This window comes from Blautia sp. MSK.20.85, from assembly GCF_013317245.1.
In the GTDB taxonomy this organism is placed as follows: Bacteria; Bacillota; Clostridia; order Lachnospirales; family Lachnospiraceae; genus Blautia_A.
Genome location: NZ_JAAIUN010000010.1, coordinates 38,612 through 57,019, shown reverse-complemented (window position 1 = coordinate 57,019; position 18,408 = coordinate 38,612). Strand labels below are relative to the sequence as shown.

General features: G+C 45.7%; 17 protein-coding genes. 3 read left to right on the top strand and 14 right to left on the bottom strand.

The genetic code is table 11. The annotated features are described in order from the left end of the window. Positions 1-26 precede the first annotated feature (26 nt). Positions 27-914, bottom strand: a complete 888-nt coding sequence (locus G5B12_RS07795; protein WP_021977693.1) for a hypothetical protein — start codon at positions 912-914, stop codon at positions 27-29. A 20-nt stretch (positions 915-934) separates the two neighbouring features. Further along, positions 935-1,876 (bottom strand): magnesium transporter CorA family protein, encoded by a 942-nt coding sequence (locus G5B12_RS07790; protein WP_021977694.1) that lies wholly within the window; start codon positions 1,874-1,876, stop codon positions 935-937. Between the two features lie 226 nt (positions 1,877-2,102). Here G5B12_RS07790 and aroC point away from each other — a divergent pair, with 226 nt between their 5' ends. After that, complete coding sequence (aroC, locus tag G5B12_RS07785; RefSeq protein WP_021977695.1) at positions 2,103-3,197, top strand: chorismate synthase; 1,095 nt, start codon at positions 2,103-2,105, stop codon at positions 3,195-3,197. 150 nt (positions 3,198-3,347) lie between these two features. Here the strand turns inward: aroC and G5B12_RS07780 are convergent, their stop codons facing one another. The 7 genes from G5B12_RS07780 to hemA form a co-directional block, all read right to left on the bottom strand. Then, positions 3,348-4,433 (bottom strand): lactonase family protein, encoded by a 1,086-nt coding sequence (locus G5B12_RS07780; protein WP_021977696.1) that lies wholly within the window; start codon positions 4,431-4,433, stop codon positions 3,348-3,350. Positions 4,434-4,565: 132 nt separating this feature from the next. After that, positions 4,566-5,846, bottom strand: a complete 1,281-nt coding sequence (hemL, locus tag G5B12_RS07775; protein WP_174088015.1) for a glutamate-1-semialdehyde 2,1-aminomutase — start codon at positions 5,844-5,846, stop codon at positions 4,566-4,568. After that, positions 5,846-6,829, bottom strand: a complete 984-nt coding sequence (hemB, locus tag G5B12_RS07770) for a porphobilinogen synthase (protein ID WP_021977698.1) — start codon at positions 6,827-6,829, stop codon at positions 5,846-5,848. Before hemB ends, hemL begins: the two co-directional genes overlap by 1 nt. A 2-nt stretch (positions 6,830-6,831) precedes the next feature. Next, entirely contained in the window at positions 6,832-8,337 is a 1,506-nt protein-coding gene (cobA, locus tag G5B12_RS07765) for a uroporphyrinogen-III C-methyltransferase (protein ID WP_174088014.1), read from the bottom strand. Continuing rightward, positions 8,334-9,236, bottom strand: coding sequence for a hydroxymethylbilane synthase (gene hemC, locus G5B12_RS07760; RefSeq protein WP_174088013.1), 903 nt, complete (start codon positions 9,234-9,236; stop codon positions 8,334-8,336). Before hemC ends, cobA begins: the two co-directional genes overlap by 4 nt. Continuing rightward, positions 9,214-9,708, bottom strand: coding sequence for a precorrin-2 dehydrogenase/sirohydrochlorin ferrochelatase family protein (locus G5B12_RS07755; RefSeq protein ID WP_118071637.1), 495 nt, complete (start codon positions 9,706-9,708; stop codon positions 9,214-9,216). Before G5B12_RS07755 ends, hemC begins: the two co-directional genes overlap by 23 nt. After that, positions 9,698-10,927 (bottom strand): glutamyl-tRNA reductase, encoded by a 1,230-nt coding sequence (gene hemA / locus G5B12_RS07750; RefSeq protein WP_174088012.1) that lies wholly within the window; start codon positions 10,925-10,927, stop codon positions 9,698-9,700. The genes G5B12_RS07755 and hemA overlap by 11 nt, the downstream gene beginning before the upstream one ends. A gap of 234 nt (positions 10,928-11,161) precedes the next feature. Here hemA and G5B12_RS07745 point away from each other — a divergent pair, with 234 nt between their 5' ends. Next, entirely contained in the window at positions 11,162-11,959 is a 798-nt protein-coding gene (locus G5B12_RS07745; protein WP_021977703.1) for a sirohydrochlorin cobaltochelatase, read from the top strand. A gap of 120 nt (positions 11,960-12,079) precedes the next feature. Here the strand turns inward: G5B12_RS07745 and G5B12_RS07740 are convergent, their stop codons facing one another. From G5B12_RS07740 to G5B12_RS07730, 3 genes are all read right to left on the bottom strand, one after another. Then, entirely contained in the window at positions 12,080-13,291 is a 1,212-nt protein-coding gene (locus tag G5B12_RS07740) for an NADP-dependent isocitrate dehydrogenase (RefSeq protein WP_174088011.1), read from the bottom strand. Positions 13,292-13,454: 163 nt separating this feature from the next. Beyond that, on the bottom strand, positions 13,455-14,291 hold the full coding sequence (locus G5B12_RS07735; protein ID WP_174088010.1) for a S8 family peptidase: 837 nt from the start codon (positions 14,289-14,291) through the stop codon (positions 13,455-13,457). 121 nt (positions 14,292-14,412) lie between these two features. Further along, the gene (locus G5B12_RS07730) at positions 14,413-14,616 is read right to left on the bottom strand and encodes a hypothetical protein (protein ID WP_174088009.1); all 204 of its coding nucleotides are present in this window, start codon (positions 14,614-14,616) and stop codon (positions 14,413-14,415) included. Between the two features lie 205 nt (positions 14,617-14,821). Between G5B12_RS07730 and G5B12_RS07725 the strand changes: the two genes are divergently transcribed. Beyond that, on the top strand, positions 14,822-14,983 hold the full coding sequence (locus G5B12_RS07725; RefSeq protein ID WP_174088008.1) for a hypothetical protein: 162 nt from the start codon (positions 14,822-14,824) through the stop codon (positions 14,981-14,983). 42 nt (positions 14,984-15,025) lie between these two features. On the opposite strand, the gene spoIVA is transcribed toward G5B12_RS07725, so the two are convergent. After that, positions 15,026-16,495, bottom strand: coding sequence for a stage IV sporulation protein A (gene spoIVA, locus G5B12_RS07720; protein ID WP_021977707.1), 1,470 nt, complete (start codon positions 16,493-16,495; stop codon positions 15,026-15,028). Positions 16,496-16,709: 214 nt separating this feature from the next. Continuing rightward, positions 16,710-18,407 (bottom strand): [FeFe] hydrogenase, group A, encoded by a 1,698-nt coding sequence (locus tag G5B12_RS07715; protein ID WP_118062491.1) that lies wholly within the window; start codon positions 18,405-18,407, stop codon positions 16,710-16,712. Position 18,408 lies beyond the last annotated feature (1 nt).

Here is an 18,408-nt window from a genome sequence, read left to right as displayed (position 1 = left end):
GAATATACTCCCTCTTTTTTTACGTTTTACTGTACGTGTTTGTGCGTAAATAAATGATCCTGGCAATATTCATAATTTCCCTTGCACTTTGAGCAGAAACGGAACTCCAGATTTGGATCATCCTTTTCGGTACGTCCGCAGATCGCGCATTTATGCTTGGCAATTCCATCTGGTCCATAGCCCGTTCTGGTCGGAGCCATGGCCTTCTTAAACTGCTGTCTCCTGTGAATCTCCTTCGGATTGTAACGGTTCATATCCCGCGTACTGAAATAAAAGATCACAAAATTCAAAAGTGATGCTACAATCGGCACAACGCCTACCCAAAGTCCAACTCTAAGATATGATACGATATCCCACGCAATAAACAGTCCATATACAAATGCCATCCATTTCATCTTGATGGGGATCACAAACATAAGCAGCAGCTGAAGATCCGGATATGTGACTGCATAGGCAAGAAAAATAGAAAGACTGATGTAATATGTGGTAAAAATACTTCCATAAGGAAGCATCATTCCCCCAACGGTCACATAACCGCCGGTAACTGCATACAAAAGCGCCGCTGCAATAACTGTAAACAAAAGTCCCGAAAAAATATACAAAGTATATCGGAAAGTTCCCCAGGTACGTTCCAGAGAGGTACCGATCGGATAATAGAAAAAAGCAATTGCAAGCACGAACATGAGAAGATTACTCATTCCTCCCACGCTGGATGGCGGATAGATCACCCATGTTACGAGTCTCCAGATCTGACCTTTCATGACCATGGACATATCCAGGCTCAGCATGCTCAAAACTCCCGGTGCAGCTGCGGTCAGAATATAACCCAGTACATAACATCCGATAATATAAATGGTCAGATTCGGAATCCCGAATCTTCCAAATTTACGTTCCAGTTTGTCGATAAACTTCATTAAATTCTCCTTTCAGCAAATCAGAAAAACCGCTTCTTGGAAAGAATGATCGCTGCCACAACACTGATCGCCACAGAAAACAGGATAATGATCAGAAAGCCCCATGGACTCTGTGATAACGGCATACCGGAACCAGCCACGTTCATTCCGTAAGCGCTGAACACAATGGTCGGAATACTCATGACAATGGTAATGATCGCCAGTACTTTCATAACAATATTCATATTATTGGAAATAATAGATGCAAAGGCATCCATGGTTCCGTTCAGGATTCCGCTGTACACATTGGCCATTTCGATAGCCTGTTTGTTCTCAGTGATGACATCTTCCAGAAGATCCGTATCCTCCGGATATTTCTTGATACTGTCTATCTTCAGAAGCTTCTCCAGCACAACCTCGTTGGACCGGAGGGATGTGATAAAGTAAGTCAGGGATTTCTGCAGCTCCAGAAGCTCGATCAGCTCCTCGTTTCTTGTGGAAAGATGCAGTTTTTCTTCCACCTGCTCACTTTTCTTGTCAATGATACGCAGATAACGCAGGTACATACTTGCATTTCTGTAAAGGATCTGGAAAATAAAACGGGTCTTCATATAGGTAAAAAAGCTCCGGACTCTTCCTTCCATAAATCTGGTCAGAACCGGTGTGTCCTCCAGACAGATAGTAAAGATCATAGACCCTGTCACAATGATACCAAGCGGTATGGTTCCATACCAGTCCTTGTCATTACGCTCCTCGATCATAGGAACGTCAACCAGGATCAGTGTATAATTATCCTCAACTTCGATACGTGACCGTTCTTCCTCATCCAAAGGGGATCGTAAATCGTCAACCTCTATATCAAACTTCTCGGAAAATTCAAAAATCTCTGTTGCCGTCGGATTCGTCAGCGCAATCCAGCAGCCTTCCTCCGGTTCCTGTATCTGGTGGATGGCTCCGTCTATTGTCTTGTAAATCCTTACCACGATTCCCACTTCCCTTCTTTTGCTTTTCTTTTGCCAGGGCAAAATTCATTTTTATTATAAATAGTCAAAATAGCTTTGTCAATTCATACATTTTCTTTTTAAAAAAGCTTTTAAATGATTTCACATGCTCTTTACATAAAAATTCATTCTGTTTTCCACGTTCTTTACATTTTTTCCGGCTTCCTATATAATGATTCCAGAATTCCAACGAAAGGAAGTTATACAAATGAGTCAGTCATCATTCGGAAAAAAATTCGTAGTTACTACCTGGGGAGAATCTCATGGCAAGGCTATCGGTGCAGTTCTCGACGGCTGCCCCGCAGGTCTTTCTCTCTGCGAGGAAGATATCCAGGTTTTTCTTGACCGGAGGAAACCCGGCCAGAGCCGCTACACAACTGCCCGTAAAGAAGGGGATCTGGTTGAAATCCTTTCCGGAGTTTTTGAAGGAAAAACTACCGGCACACCGATTTCTCTTCTGATCCGCAATACCGACCAGCGTTCCCGGGATTACGGAAATATTGCATACTCCTACCGCCCCGGTCATGCAGACTTTACCTTTGACCAGAAATACGGTTTCCGCGATTACCGTGGAGGCGGACGTTCTTCCGGAAGGGAAACCGCCGGCCGTGTGGCAGCCGGTGCCATTGCCATCAAGCTGTTAAATGAACTTGGTATTACTTTTACCACCTATGCGAAATCCATCGGTCCTGTGGAAATCCAGTCTTTCTCAGAAGAAGAGATCCGGAACAATTCCCTCTGTATGCCAGACGCCGATGCGGCAGAAAAAGCATCCGCCTATCTCGAGCAGTGTCTCAATAACCAGGACAGTGCAGGCGGTGTGATCGAATGCCGGATCAAAAATGTTCCTGCTGGTCTGGGTGATACGGTTTTTGACAAGCTGGATGCCACTCTTGCTCATGCGATCATGTCCATCGGTGCTGTAAAAGCTGTTGAGATCGGTGACGGTATTAATGTGACACGTCTTACCGGTTCCGAAGACAACGACGGTTTTGTCCAGAAAGACGGCATCATTTCCAAGACCTCCAACCATGCAGGCGGTATCATGGGCGGTATGAGTGACGGCAGTGACATTATCCTCCGTGCCCATATCAAACCAACACCATCGATCAGCCAGCCCCAGTCCACCGTAACCAGCTCCGGCGAAAATCTGGAGCTTGAGATCAAAGGACGCCATGATCCTGTTATTGTTCCACGTGCCGTAGTTGTTGTGGAAGCCATGGCAGCTCTCACCATCACCGATGCACTTTTTGCCAATATGAGCGCACGCATGGACCGCATCCACGAATTCTATCGCAGATAAAACCGCCCTCATTCCCGGCAGATCCGTGGATTCATCCGTAATGCCAAATGCTTTTCCAGCAAAAAACAGACTCAGGGAATCTTATTGCTTATCCCTGAGTCTGTTTTTGTATCCGGATATCTGGCCGTTGCAGTCATTTACCGAAAAGAATTATTTGCAGATGCCATCCACATCTCCCGGCACCGGCCAGATATGGATGCTGTTCGGTGTTTCGATCTTTCTTGGCTTCTCATTCATCATAATAATATTTTTTTCGTAATCTACTGTAAAAACAGTAATACTGTTACTTCCATGATTTGCAATGGCAATATGTTTGTTATCCGGGAAAATCATAAGATCTTTCGGATAATCACCACTGATCGGAAGGGTAAATTTCTTGGTCAGAAGGCCGGTTTCCTGGTCTACCGCATACATGGTTACTGTGTTCTCACCTGCAGTTGTGCAGAAAAGATATTTGCCATCCGCAGAAAGAGACATGCCTGATGCTGCGTTGTGAATCGCATCATTGGCGTCTTCTTTTCCAAGAGTGGTAATACTCTGGAGCAGCTGGAACTCCGGGTTCTTGCCGCTTCCGTCATAGCTGTATACCTTAACCTCATTGCTGAGCTCAAAAAGAAGATATGCAAATCTTCCATCATCACTGAAGCGGATAATACGAGGGCCACTCTCTCTCGGGCAGCGGAGGATGTCAACAAGCTCCAGTTTATCTTTCTTCTTGTTGATCCTGTAGATCTTAACCTGATCAATGCCATTATCTACCGCACAGAGATATTTGTTATCCGGTGTGGGGCGGACACAATTTACATGTGGACGGAAGTTACGTTCTGCCACACTTCCAAGTCCTTTATGGAAAACACCGTCCATAACACTTCCCAGACGTCCGTCTTTATGTGTATGTACAACCGTTACCTTACCATCATGATAACCTGCTACATAAAGATATCTTCCGTCTACATCTGTTGCAAGATAACAGCCTCGCATTCCGTTAATATCTACGCTGTTAATACGGGAAAGATCTCCATTTTCATCTCTCTCGAATACAGCCACACCTTCATCCTCGATGGAGTACAGATATTTACCGTTTTTGGAAACTGCCAGATGAGATGCATTGCTGACCTCTACCTCACTGCGCTCTGTCAGTGTTCCGTTCTCTACATCTACATCGTATACCTGAATTCCCTTACTGGTTCCATGGGTATATGTTCCCACGTAAGCCACGTACTTCTTTTTTCCCATAAGCTCTGGCCTCCTGCTTTCACATTCATTACGTATTTTTGTGTTTATTTTATCACAAAGTTTTTTGAAGAACAAGTTACCATCCTACTATCTTTGTGTAAATTCCTGTGCAAAATCATTTTTTTGCGGAAATTACAGATCTCCCAGGGCGCCTCTCATTGCTTCCAGAGTTTCGTCGATCACTTCATCTGTGTGTGCTGTGGAAAGGAACATTGCCTCAAACTGGGACGGCGCAAGATGGATGCCACGTTTCAGCATTCCCTTGAAATATTTTGCAAAAAGATCCAGGTTGGAAGTTTTTGCGGAAACATAGTCTTTTACCTCCTGGTCTGTAAAGAAAATACTTGCCAGAGAAGAATCATAGTTTACCTGATATGGAAGACCTTTTTCCTCCACGATCTTCTTCAAGCCGCCGTAAAGCTTCTCACCTTTGGCAGCCAGATCTTTGTAGATTTCCTGATGCTCATAGAGATATTTCAGCTGTGTGAAACCTGCAGCCATGGCAACCGGGTTTCCGCTTAAGGTACCTGCCTGGTATACAGGACCACACGGTGAGATCAGATCCATGATCTCCTTACGTCCGCCATAAGCGCCTACCGGCATTCCTGCGCCGATTATTTTCCCGTAGGTGACAAGATCCGGACGGATACCAAAATACTCTGCTGCTCCGCCAAAGGCAAGTCGGAAGCCTGTGATCACTTCATCAAAGATCAGCAGACAATTATGCTCATCGCAAAGCTCACGAAGCCGCTTTAAGAAACCTGGTTTCGGAGGAACCACACCCATGTTTGCTCCTACTGCCTCCACGATCACGGCTGCCACATTTCCCTCCTCCTGTTTGAGAAGTGCTTCCACACTGGCGGCATCATTGTAGGTAGCCGTCATGGTATCCTGTGTACAGCCCTTCGGAACACCGGCGCTGTCCGGAATACCACTTGCCATGACACCGGAGCCGGCACTTACCAGAAGGCAGTCGCTGTGTCCGTGATAGCAACCTGCAAATTTGATGATCTTGTCTTTTCCGGTGAAACCTCTTGCCGCACGGATGGCACTCATAACAGCCTCTGTTCCGGAGTTTACCATACGAATCATATCTACATGCGGAATATGCTCACAGATAAATTCTGCAATCTCCACTTCAATTTCCGTAGCGCATCCAAAGCTCAGGCCATTTTCGCAGGCCTTGATCACGCTCTCACGGATTTCCGGGAAATTATGCCCCAGGATCATCGGGCCCCAGGAATCAATGTAATCCACATAACGGTTTCCGTCCACATCATAGATGTAACATTTATCAGCTTTTTCAATAAAACGAGGTGCCTCACCGATGGCTCCGTAAGATCTTACCGGGCTGTTTACACCTCCCGGAATTCTTTTTACCGCACGCTCAAATAACTGTTCTGATTTTGTCATCAGCCGATTCTCCCTTCATCCATAAGTCTTGCCAGAAGTTCTGCATAGTAGGTAAGATAGATCTGTGCGCCGGAACGGAATGCTCCGGTAGCCATCTCGCCTACGATTCTTTCCTCATCAATCCAGCCATTTGCGGCTGCAGCTTTTACCATGGCATATTCACCACTGACACTGTATGCCGCAACTGGTACATTGGTGGCTTCCTTTACCTGCCAGATCATATCCTGATATGCAAGAGCCGGTTTTACCATGATGATGTCTGCGCCTTCCTCAACATCTGTAAGGGCTTCTTTCAGGCCTTCTCTGCTGTTGTGCGGGTCCATCTGGTAACTCTTTCTGTCACCAAAAGACGGAGCAGAATCAGCCGCTTCACGGAACGGGCCATAAAATGCGGAAGCATATTTTACCGCATAGGACATAATCGGAGTTGTATAATGTCCGGCTTTATCCAGGCACTCCCTGATTGCTGCAACACGGCCGTCCATCATATCGGAAGGTGCTACCATATCCGCTCCTGCCTCTACGTGGGAAAGTGCTGTTTTTGCAAGAAGATCCAGTGTTTTGTCATTATCCACATCATGACCGCAGAGAACGCCGCAATGGCCATGGGAAGTGTACTCACACATGCATACATCTGTTACATAATAAAGCTCCGGAAATTTCTCTTTTGCAATGCGAAGAGCTCTCTGAACGATCCCCTCCGGATCATAGGCACCGCTGCCCACTTCATCCTTATGGTCAGGAATACCAAAAAACATCACACTTCCTACACCGGCTTTGGAAAGCTGCTCCAGTTTATACGGAAGACGGTCCAGGCTGTAACGGTACTGCCCGGTCATGGACGGAATTTCTTCTTCCTTATTTTCTCCTTCCATTACGAACATAGGATACATAAGAGAAGATTTATCCATTCTTGTCTCACGTACCATCTTACGAAGGTTTTCGCTACCTCTTAATCTTCTTGGTCTTTTTGTCAGTTCCATGATCATTCGCTCCTTTTCATATCCTCCACCAGCTTGACAAGACTGTCAATGGTGGCTTTTTCTGACATATATGCTTTCATTCCAAAGCTCTCAGCAGCCGCCTTCGTCTGTCTGCCGATGCAGGCCGCCTTAACCTTTGAATAATCCAGTCCTTTTGTTCCCTCTACAAATCCCTTCACAGTGGAGGCACTTGTAAACACCGCACAGCTGATCTGTCCTGTTTCAAATTCCTTCTTCTCATCGATGAGCTGGCTCTTTTCGTAAAGAGTCTGATAGGTTGGAATATCCTCAACCTCAGCCCCTGCCTGTGCCAGAAATTCAGTAAGCTTTTCGTTGCCTTTTTCCGCCCGCGGGATGAGAATTTTTTCTCCGCCGGAAAGGATCTCTGAAAGTTCCTTTCCAAGGGTATCCCCGTCATATACAGACGGCACAAAGTCTGCCAGAAGGCCCCTTTCTTTCAGAGCCTTTTTGGTTCCCTCACCGATCACTGCCAGACGGATCTTTCCCATGGCACGGATATCTTTTCCATGGCGGACGAGTTCCTCAAAGAATACCCTCACCCCTGTAGGGCTGGTAAATACAAGCCACTGATAATTTTCCAGGTGATCCATTGCTTCATACAAACGGCTCTGATCTTCCATGGGTACCGTACGGATTGCCGGAAGTTCCAGAACCTCTGCGCCTTTTTCCCGGAGTTTGTCCGCAGTTCTGGAAACTAGTTCTTTTGGCCTTGTGACAAGAACTTTCCAGCCTGCAAGAGGCAGTTCTTCATACCAGCCAAACTTCTCTGCCAACGTACATACCTTACCTACTACAATGATCGCCGGTGTCTCAATTCCCTGGCGTTTTACCTCTTCTTCCAGGGTGGAAACGGTAGCCACGATCCGTTTCTGTCCTGCTGTAGTGCCTTTTTGAAGGATTGCCGCAGGCATATCTTTTTCCATGCCTGCATTTATAAGACCGGCACAGATATCCGGAAGTGCCGACACACCCATCAGAAATACAAGAGTTCCCTTTGTATCAACAAGCGCACGGAAATCAATGTCATATTCTTTTCCGGCTCTTTTATGCCCTGTGATGATGTGGACCGAAGAGCAGAAATCTCTGTGCGTTACCGGAACCCCGTTATATGCCGGTACTGCAATGGAAGAAGTAACTCCCGGAACGACTTCGTAAGGGATCCCATTCTCCCGAAGAAGTTCCAGTTCCTCTCCGCCTCTTCCGAAAAGAAATGGATCTCCTCCTTTCAGACGCACCACGCGAAGACCTTTTTGCGCCTCCTCAAGAAGTACCTGATTGATATTTTCCTGACGCATGATGTGGTGACTGGCACGTTTTCCTACATTAATAAGCTTCACACCTTCCGGAATCCGTGACAAAACGCCCTGGCCTACCAGACTGTCATAGACAACCACATCTGCCTGTTCCAGAACTTTAAGACCTTTTAATGTAAAAAGGCCGATATCACCAGGGCCTGCGCCTACCAGCCATACTTTTCCTGTTTTCATCTGTTTTCTCCTTTTTTCCGAAGAGTTTCCGCAAGTTCCCTGCCCAGGCTTTCCGCATCGGCCTTGTCGCCACGCAATGTTCCCGTAACATAGGAACCGTCTTTTTCATTATAATAAAGTCCTCTGAGATAAAGCTCATCTCCGGAAATTTCTGCATGGGCAGCTACCGGAGAAGAACATCCTCCATCCAGAAGTTTTACAAAGGCACGCTCTGCTCTTCCTGCGGCCCAGGCCTCTTCATCACAGTAACCGTTCAGGAAACTGTAATCCTCACCTTTTCGTCCCTGTACCGCAAGGATTCCCTGGCCTGCTGCCGGAATGATCTCATCGGCTGTAAAATACCGGTTGATCCTGGATTCCAGTCCAAGTCTCTTAAGCCCGGCTGCAGCCAGGATCAGTGCACTGTACTGCCCTTCATCCAGTTTCCGGAGTCTTGTCTGAAGATTTCCACGGATGCTTTTGACCTCCATATCCGGATACAGCTTCTTAAGCTGAAGTGTACGTCTCAGGCTGGAACATCCGAGAGGCTTACTTTTATCCAGCTCGGAAACTCCCTCCGGAAGTACCAGTACATCTCTTGGATCTTCTCTTCTGGAAAAGGCCAGAAGGGGCAGTTCTTCCGGAACTTCCATAGGCATATCTTTCAGGCTGTGCACAGAAAGGATACTTCTTCCATCCATCAGTGCTTTATCCAGTTCCTTTACAAAAAGTCCCTTTCCGCCAACCTTGTCCAGGGTGCGGTCCAGAATGATATCTCCGGTGGTTTTCATGGTAAGGATTACCACTTCCATTTCCGGATTTTTTTCTTTTATATAATCACGGACCATTTCACTCTGGAGTACCGCAAGTTTACTCTCCCTGCTGCCAATTATAATCTTACTTTTCTTCGTCTTCATCATCCTGCTCCTTCAGTACCTTTTCCAGCGCTTTCTGAATTTCTTCCCTGACACGCTTTGCCTTTTTGTGGTCAAGACCGCTGGCTGTAACTCCTACTACCATTTCATCTCTCATATAGATACCCGGGAAATAAAAATCACAGGATTCACGGTCGGAGGCTACATTTACATAAATGCCCTCCTCCCTACAGACACGGTGGATCTCATCATTTAATTTCCAGTCATTGGTGGCCGCAATCACCATGTAGGCACTGGCAAAATCAGAACGCTTTACAGGGCGGATATGTAAATTTACGGTCCCGGCTTTTCCAAGATCCATAAGTTCCTGTGTAACTTTTGTTGCCACGACTGTGATATTCCTTGTAAATTTCAGAAGTGTTTTTACTCTTCTGGTGGCAATATTGCCACCGCCTGCCACAACAATATTCTTGTCTGACAGATCAATAAACATGGGGAAATACGGTTTATTCTTCATAAAGTTTCTCCAGTCCTTCCACACATTCCAGAAAAACATCCTGGTTCAGGCTGTCACGAAGTCCGAAGATCAGCTTGTTCACAACCTTTCCGGCTGCCGTATCCACTGCTTTTTTCAGCTTCTCCCTGTCTGAATCTTCCATAGGAGTTTTCCGGAATATTTTTTCGATTCTTAAGTTCAGATCTTCCACAGCATCAGCCTTGATTTCCTGAATACGGGGAATAATATCACGGCCATCCAGCCACTGGAAGAATTCTTCCATCTGTTCTTTTACAATTTTTCCTGCTGCTTCCAGGTTATCTGCAAGTTCCTTTGGTGTTTCGCTGGTACGGAAGCTGTCCATATCATAAAGTATGATATTTTCTTTCTTTCGGATCTCCGGATCAATATCTCTCGGGACTGCCAGATCAATAAGAATCATTGGCCGTTCCACCCGTACATCCTCAAACAGTTCTTCCGTCAGTGTATAGTTGGGACTTGCCGTCGCACTGACAACCAGATCACATTCCGGCAGATAGTCCATTCTTTCCCCATAGTTGATTCTGCTGCATCCAACCGGAATGTTTACCACTCCGCTTCTGTACTGACGGATTGTAACCGTCACATCCGCACCGGCCTCCCTGAGTGTCTGTGCTGCCATTTTTCCCATTTCACCGTTTCCGATTACCATACAGACTTTATTTCTTACATGGTATCCGCCCTCCTCAAGAAAGCGGATTGCCTGATGGATCACAGAAGGATTTCCGTGGGAAAAAGGAACCTCTGTCTTGATCTTCTTTCCTGCAGTTACAGCCATCCGGAACAGCACCTCCAGAACGCTGTCTGTAGTAAACTCTTCCCTTGCAAAACTCAACGCGTCTTTTACCTGGGTAAGAATCTGGTCCTCTCCCAGAATCTGAGATTTCAGTCCACTTGTGAGATAAAAAAGATGCTCTACAGCCTCCTCATTTTCTCGGCTGATAAAGTATTTTCGGTATTCTTCCCCTTCAATTCCCTTCAGCCTGCAAAGCCACTGATAGAGTTCCGGTTTTTCATTTTCTTCCGTGCTTACCCAGAGTTCCAGCCGGTTGCAGGTTGACAGAATAATACACCCACAGATCCCCGGCTCTTTTTTCAGCTTAAGCAGTGCCTCACCGGTATTCTTCCTGGTGAAGGCAAAAAGAGCTCTGATATCCACAGGTGCCATATTATGGTCAATTCCAAGCATGAATATACTCATGTCTTTCGTTCTCCTTTGTTTCCAGGTGGTTTCATCCACCAACGATATGTCAAGCGAATATTCGCAATTATATAACTGTATTCCCATACATTTCTCATATGTCCGCAGTCTTTTATAATGATAAACATTTCCGCCCGGAAAGTCAACTACGATTGACAATCCTGTACCCTCCTTTTATAATAACTTCAGGTAGAAAATGCGGAAAATATATTTCAGGATGGAGGAAATCCCTGTATGAATGCAGCTTCAAAAAAAGCAATCCTCATAGTCAGTTTTGGTACAAGCTATGAGAATACCCGTAAACGAACCATTGACGCCATCGAACGTGATATCGCCGATGCGTTTCCTGTCTGTCCGGCCTATCGTGCCTGGACAAGCAAGATGATCATTGCCAAATTAAAAAAACGTGACGGAATCATTATACACACCGTAAAAGAAGCCATGGAACAGATGCTTCTCGATGGAATTACTGATGTGATCGTACAGCCTACTCATGTAATCAACGGAATTGAAAACGACCAGATGAAAGCAGACGCCCTTTCTTTCCGTGACCGTTTTTCAAGTATTGTTTTCGGAAATCCCCTTCTTACCACAGAAGAAGATAACCAGGCTGTTGTCCAGGCTGTTGCTGGTGAGTTTCAGGATATGGACCAGGAAACAGCCCTTGTTCTCATGGGACACGGAACCGAGCATTATGCAAATTCTGTTTATGCTGCCCTGGATTATCGTTTTAAAGATATGGGCCATAAAAATATCTTTCTCGGAACTGTTGAGGCTTATCCTGCCCTGGATTCTCTTCTCCGGGCTGCGGACAGCTTTCAGCCAAAAAAGATTGTCCTTGCTCCTTTTATGATCGTAGCAGGCGATCATGCACAGAACGATCTGGCCGGTGAAGATCCGGATTCCTGGATGAACCGCCTTTCCTCGGAAGGGTATGAGGTAACTCCCGTACTGAAGGGTCTTGGCGAATATCCGAAAATCCGCCAGATTCTCGTAGATCATGTACAGCAGGCCATGGACGCTTCCATCTGATCCGGAGAGAACAGTTCTTCTGCATATTTATGATAAAAAAACTGCACCGTGATCCATTTTAGGATCTTCCGATGCAGTTTTTATGTTATATTTTATAAAATGTTGATCTTCCTGACCGTTTTATGCCATCAGTTCATCCAGTCTTGCCTTCACAGCAAGGATAAATTCTTTACTGTTCAGTACCTGTACATCTTTCAGGGAAGTGATCAGCGCAAGGTCTTTTGTCATCTTTCCGCTCTCGATGGTATCCAGTGTTGCTTTTTCCAGTTTTCCCGCAAAATCAGCAAGTGCTTCATTTCCGTCCAGCTCTCCTCTCTTGCGGAGTGCTCCTGTCCATGCAAAGATTGTTGCCACAGAGTTTGTGGAGGTTTCTTTTCCCTCAAGATGACGGTAATAATGTCTCTGAACTGTTCCGTGAGCAGCCTCATACTCAAAATATCCTTTCGGAGATACTAGCACGGAAGTCATCATTGCAAGAGAACCGAATGCGGAAGAAACCATATCACTCATAACATCTCCATCATAGTTCTTGCAGGCCCAGATAAATCCACCTTCTGCCTTCATAACACGGGCTACGATATCATCGATCAGACTGTAGAAGTAAGTCAGGCCGGCTTCTTCAAATTTATCTTTAAACTCTGCCTCAAAGATCTGCTGGAAAATCTCTTTAAATCTTCCATCGTATGTCTTGGAAATGGTATCCTTGCTTCCGAACCATACATCCTGTTTGGTATCCAGTGCATAATTAAAGCAGCTTCTTGCAAAGCTCTTTACGGAATCATCCAGGTTGTGCATGCCGCGGAGAACACCTGCTCCGTCAAAATGCTGGATCAGTTCTTTACGCTCTTCTCCGTCCTCGCCCTCAAATACGAGATATGCATCTCCCGGTTTGTCAATATAAAATTCTGTATTTTTATAGATGTCACCATATGCATGACGTGCAAGTGTGATCGGTTTCACCCAGTTCTTTACACATGGCTCAATTCCTTTTACTACAATCGGAGCGCGGAATACGGTTCCATCAAGAATAGCACGGATCGTTCCATTAGGACTCTTGTACATTTTTTTCAGATCATACTCTTCCATTCTGGCTGCATTCGGTGTGATGGTAGCACATTTTACTGCAACTCCGTATTTCTTGGTTGCTTCTGCCGCATCAATCGTCACCTGATCATCTGTCTCGTTTCTGTGTTCAAGGCCAAGATCATAATACTCTGTATTCAGTTCCAGATATGGTGTGAGAAGTTCGTCTTTGATGATCTGCCACAGAATACGTGTCATCTCGTCTCCATCCATCTCAACTAAAGGTGTCTGCATTTTGATTTTTTCCATATTATTTTCTCCTTTTGAGGTTTATTCTCCTGTCCGGATTCCAGGTGCTCTTTCCTTTAGAATCTTTCTTTGGCACTTTTACTGTACATTGTACTCATATTTTTCATTTCCGTCAACGCTTTTATGCTTTACCACACTATGTTTATAAGAATTGTATAATAATTTAGTTTTTTATTAATTTTTCACAGTTAAATTTTCCCCACCCCTGCTGATTTCTGGGAAGTCCCATATCATCCGTGCTTTCTCTTAACAACATCTTTATTTCCACGTTGGAAAGCTGCGGCTCTTTTTCCAGAAGACAGGCAATTCCTCCGGATACCAGCGGCGTTGACATGGAAGTTCCACTCTTGATCCGGTACGTGTAGGGAATCCCCGGCGCACAGGAAGTTACACGATTCCCCGGTGCAACCAGATCAGGCTTGCACACACACTCAAACGTAGGTCCTCTTCCGGAAACTGCCTTATTTCCCTGCAGCATATCGCTGGATCCTACGGTAATAATCTTCCGGCTGCTTCCCGGTGCTGTCACTGTGCCATCCCCAGGCCCTTGGTTCCCGGCAGCTGCCACTACCGTAAAACCTTTATCCCACAGCTGTTCCACGCCTGCAAGAAGATCCGTCTGTTCATTCATACTGCGCGAAGTTGTTCCTACCGAAATATTTACAATGCGGATATTATAAATTTTTCCAAAATCTTCAATCCACTGAAAAGCCTGAAGTACATCTTCACGGCTGCCATTCCCGAAACGATCCAGCACTTTAAGCGCAACAATGCCACATCCGGGAGCAGCCCCCTTATATCTGCCCTGGGATGCCGTGCCGTCTCCGCCCAGAATGCCGCTGACATGGGTTCCATGTCCGTTATCATCATAGGGACCTGATTTTCCTTCTGTAAAATCACAGAATGCCAAAATACGCTTGCCAAAATCTATATGCGGAAAAATTCCTGTATCCAGTACGGCTACACCGATTCCTTTTCCGGTATATTTTCTTTTATACATAAACAAAAAATCTCCTGCCGGACAGATGATTTCTCTTTAATTTATTCAGAAAACAGCTATCCCGGAACCTTTTCCGTAAAAAGATCCCGGGATAAATCCCAGGATCTTTTTTATTAATTATTTAATTCCCACTACCTGTACGGAAGTTTACTTTCTTCTGGATCTGATTATCCATTCCATAGCCATAGCTTCCATAAACGCCAGTATGCCAGCCCTTTGCCTGACCTTCCGGATCATAATGAAGTCCGTTGATGATCACCCAGCTGTGTCTGGTATAACCATCACCTGCACCATCTCTAGAACCCGGGACACGTCCGCATATCACATATTAACATTGCAAATATTGGGTTGCAATATCTCCTTCAACCTTTGTGCCTTATATGAAAAATTCTGTCACATAAAACCATTTTCAATACATATTTGGTATTTTCCCGAAAATGCATTTTTCTCAGTTTCTGTCATATAATGTATAAAATCCCTTATTTCCTCCAATACTTAACACATCTGAAAAAATAAAGGAGGTTTTCTTTATGCTTCTGTTTATTCTTGTATTCTTTGGACTCCAGATCTTTATCCTTTTCTGCTGTGCCGCAGCAGGTAACGATGCCGCTTCCCAGGAACTTTCCGACCAGGAACAGCTTCAGTTTATCTCAGAATGGAAAAAACAGCATCAGAAAAAGGACGTCTGCTGAAGAACGTCCTTTTTACTGTAAAGCAAATGCAAATAGGATATTTTATATGATAATACAAACCAGGCCGCCTTTGCTGTCGTTTACGATCTTCTGCATGGTATCCTGGAGTTTTACCTGGCTTTCTTCACTGATCATGGCCAGTTTGTTTTTGATCCCATCTTCTACCAGCTGCTGGATGGATTTTCCGAAAATGTTGGTCTCCCAGATGCTTTCTCCCCGGTCCGGGCTTTCCTTGATATATTTTATCAAATCTTCTGCCTGCTGCTCTGTGCCGACAATGGGGGCGATCTCCGTTTCGATTCCTGCCCGTATCATATGAATGGAAGGGCTTTTTGACCGGATCTTTACTCCGAATTTATTTCCCTGGCGAATTACTTCCGGTTCTTCAATGGTGATCTCGGAAAGCTCCGGTACCACGACCCCATAACCAGTACCTTTTACCGCCTCCAGGGCTGCCTGAACTTTTACAAACTGCTCCTTCATCCCGGCCAGTTCTTTCATGGTCTGGATCAGTTCATATTCACTTTCCATGGAAATTCCGCTCATTTCGCTGAGCATCTGATAATAATAAATATCTTTTACTGCAATCCGGACACGGACGGTTCCATCGGAAAGACTGATCTGCTCAAGCAGTGTATCTTCTACATAGGGACTCTCCAGACGTATCGATTCTCTGTTTACATCCCGCACATGGGTAAGTCTGGTCATTTTTTCCCGGATTTCATTTAACAGTGCCGCTTTTACTTCATGTTCCGGAGAAAGCATCTCCACCCATTTCGGAACAAACAGTTCAATCTCGCTGACTGGAAATTCATAAAGGATTTTTTCCAGGATTCTGGTCACATCTTCTTTTCTGAGCTGTTCACAGTTCACTGCCAGAACGGATACTCCGTATTTCTCTTCCAGATTTTTTACGATTTTTCCGGTTTCCTCACCGTACGGAGTCTGGGAGTTTACCAGGAGCAGAAATGGTTTTCCCTGGGCTTTCAGCTCTTTTATCGTCTGCTCTTCTGCCGGAATAAAATTTTCTCTGGGAATTTCCCCGAAGCTTCCGTCTGTTGTGACTACAATTCCGATGGTGGAATGCTGGCTGATCACTTTTTCCGTTCCGATGCGGGCCGCATCATGAAATGGGATTGCTTTTTCCTGCCAGGGCGTTTTGACCATCCGTTCCCTGCCTTCTTCCACATTTCCGGACGCATCTTTTACCAGAAATCCCACACAGTCGATAAGCTTTACCCGGATTTTCTGGTTTTCCCCTATGGATACTTCCACCGCTTCTTTTGGAATAAATTTGGGTTCTACAGTCGTGATCATTTTCCCGGCACCGCTTAAGGGCAGTTCATCCTGAAGTTCTGCTTTTTTTCCTTCACTGATCGCAGGCAGTGCCACCAGCTCCATAAATCTCCGGATAAATGTGGATTTTCCTGTACGGACCGGGCCCACAACCCCTATGTAGATATCCCCGCCCGTCCGCGCCTGGATATCACGGTAAACCTGAAAGTTTTCCATATAAAAAAGCCTCCCTGCATATACTGTCCTGTAAGTTCCGGGAACTATCGTCAAGCGGATATTCGCAATCCGCTTCGCTACTTGCTCATAACCAAATAACTGCTCCGCAGTTGATTTGGTTAAAAGACCAGTTCCCGCATACCACAGTATATGCCCGGGAGGCTTCTTATATGCTGCTGTTCACCGGGAACAGCAGCTCTTTATATTTCTTACATCAGTCTTTGATATAGAACTCATTGTGAAGCAGATGATGCTCTTTGCCTTTGAGGAGTCCCTCATAAAGCTCCAGAACCAGCGGGTTCTCATCAGATTTCTTGATGATCATGGTGTTGTCCGCATTGTAAAGGCCTCTTGCTCTTGCTGCCTTGGTCCTGTCACCGGATCTGGTCGGCTGACCGCCACCCATAATACATCCACGGCGGCATGCCATAACCTCGATCAGGTGATAGTTTGCTTCGCCGTTCTTTACACGTTCCATAACGGTTCTTGCATTTGCAAGGCCGCTGGCTACGCATACATTGATATCCATGCCCTTATACGGAACGGTAAATTCCTTGATTCCCTCTTCACCACGGACACCGCACTCTGCGATCTCATGCATGGCTTCCTTGCTGTGATCCGGACTCAGTCTTCGAAGAACGGCCTCGGTAACACCACCGGTAACACCAAAGATAACACCACCGCCGGAACCAAATCCAAATGGCATATCACATGCTTCCGGATCCAGTGTTGCAAAATCAAGACCAAAGTTGTCGATCATGCGGAGAAGCTCTGTGGTTGTGATAACGATATCGGTATCCTGCTCGCCTTCTGTAAAGCTATTTGGCCGGATCGCCTCTGCCTTCTTGGCTGTACATGGCATAATGGAAACCATAACTGTTTTCTTGCCTGCTGCATGCTCCGGATCACGGAAGTATTCCTTGATAACTGCAGACATCATTCCCTGTGGGGAACGGCAGGTGGAGATATTTGGAACGTATTCCTTATACTGATCGGTGATAAATTTCACCCATGCCGGACAGCAGGAAGTCAGGAGTGGAAGGTTCTCGCCTTTTTCCACTCTGTTTAAGAACTCCTTGGTCTCTTCCATAATGGTAAGGTCAGCACTGAAGGTTGTATCATAGACTTCATCAAAGCCCATCTTATGAAGAGCATTTACGATCTTGCCCATTACACTTCTGCCTTTGGCAAGGCCATAATGATCACCAACTGCAACACGGACTGCCGGCGCGATCTGTGCAACCACACGGGTATCCTTATCAGCCAGAGCATCCCATACCTCGTCCATATGTGTACGGATGGAAATAGCTCCTGTCGGGCAGTAAACACGACACTGTCCACAGTTTACACACTGTGTTTCTGTGATCTTCTTGTTAAATGCAGGCATGACCATAGCCTCAGTTCCACGGAACGCAAAACCAAGAGCTCCGATTCCCTGAAGTTCCTCACAGGCACGTACACAGTTACCGCAGAGGATACATTTATTCGGATCACGGATAATGGACGGTGAGCTTTCATCGATCTCATGCTGCTCTCTCGTATTTTCAAAACGGATGTTACGTACACCAAGGCGGTGTGCCAGCTCCTGAAGAATACATTCACCGCTCTTTACACAGGTTGTACAGTCACGGCAATGTGCTGCAAGCAGAAGCTCTACGATCAGTTTACGATATTTCTTGATACGGCCGGAGTTGGTATAGATCACCATTCCATCTCTCGGCTGCTCGGAACAGGATGCAAAAGTCCTGCCTCTGTCATCCTCAACTGTGCAGAGACGACAGGCTCCAAATGTGGAAAGCTCTGAATGGTAGCACAGTGTGGGGATATTGATACCGGCATTCCTGATGACTGTCAGGACATTTTTTTCGTCGGTAAATTCTACTTTTCTTCCGTCAATTGTCATTGTACCCATA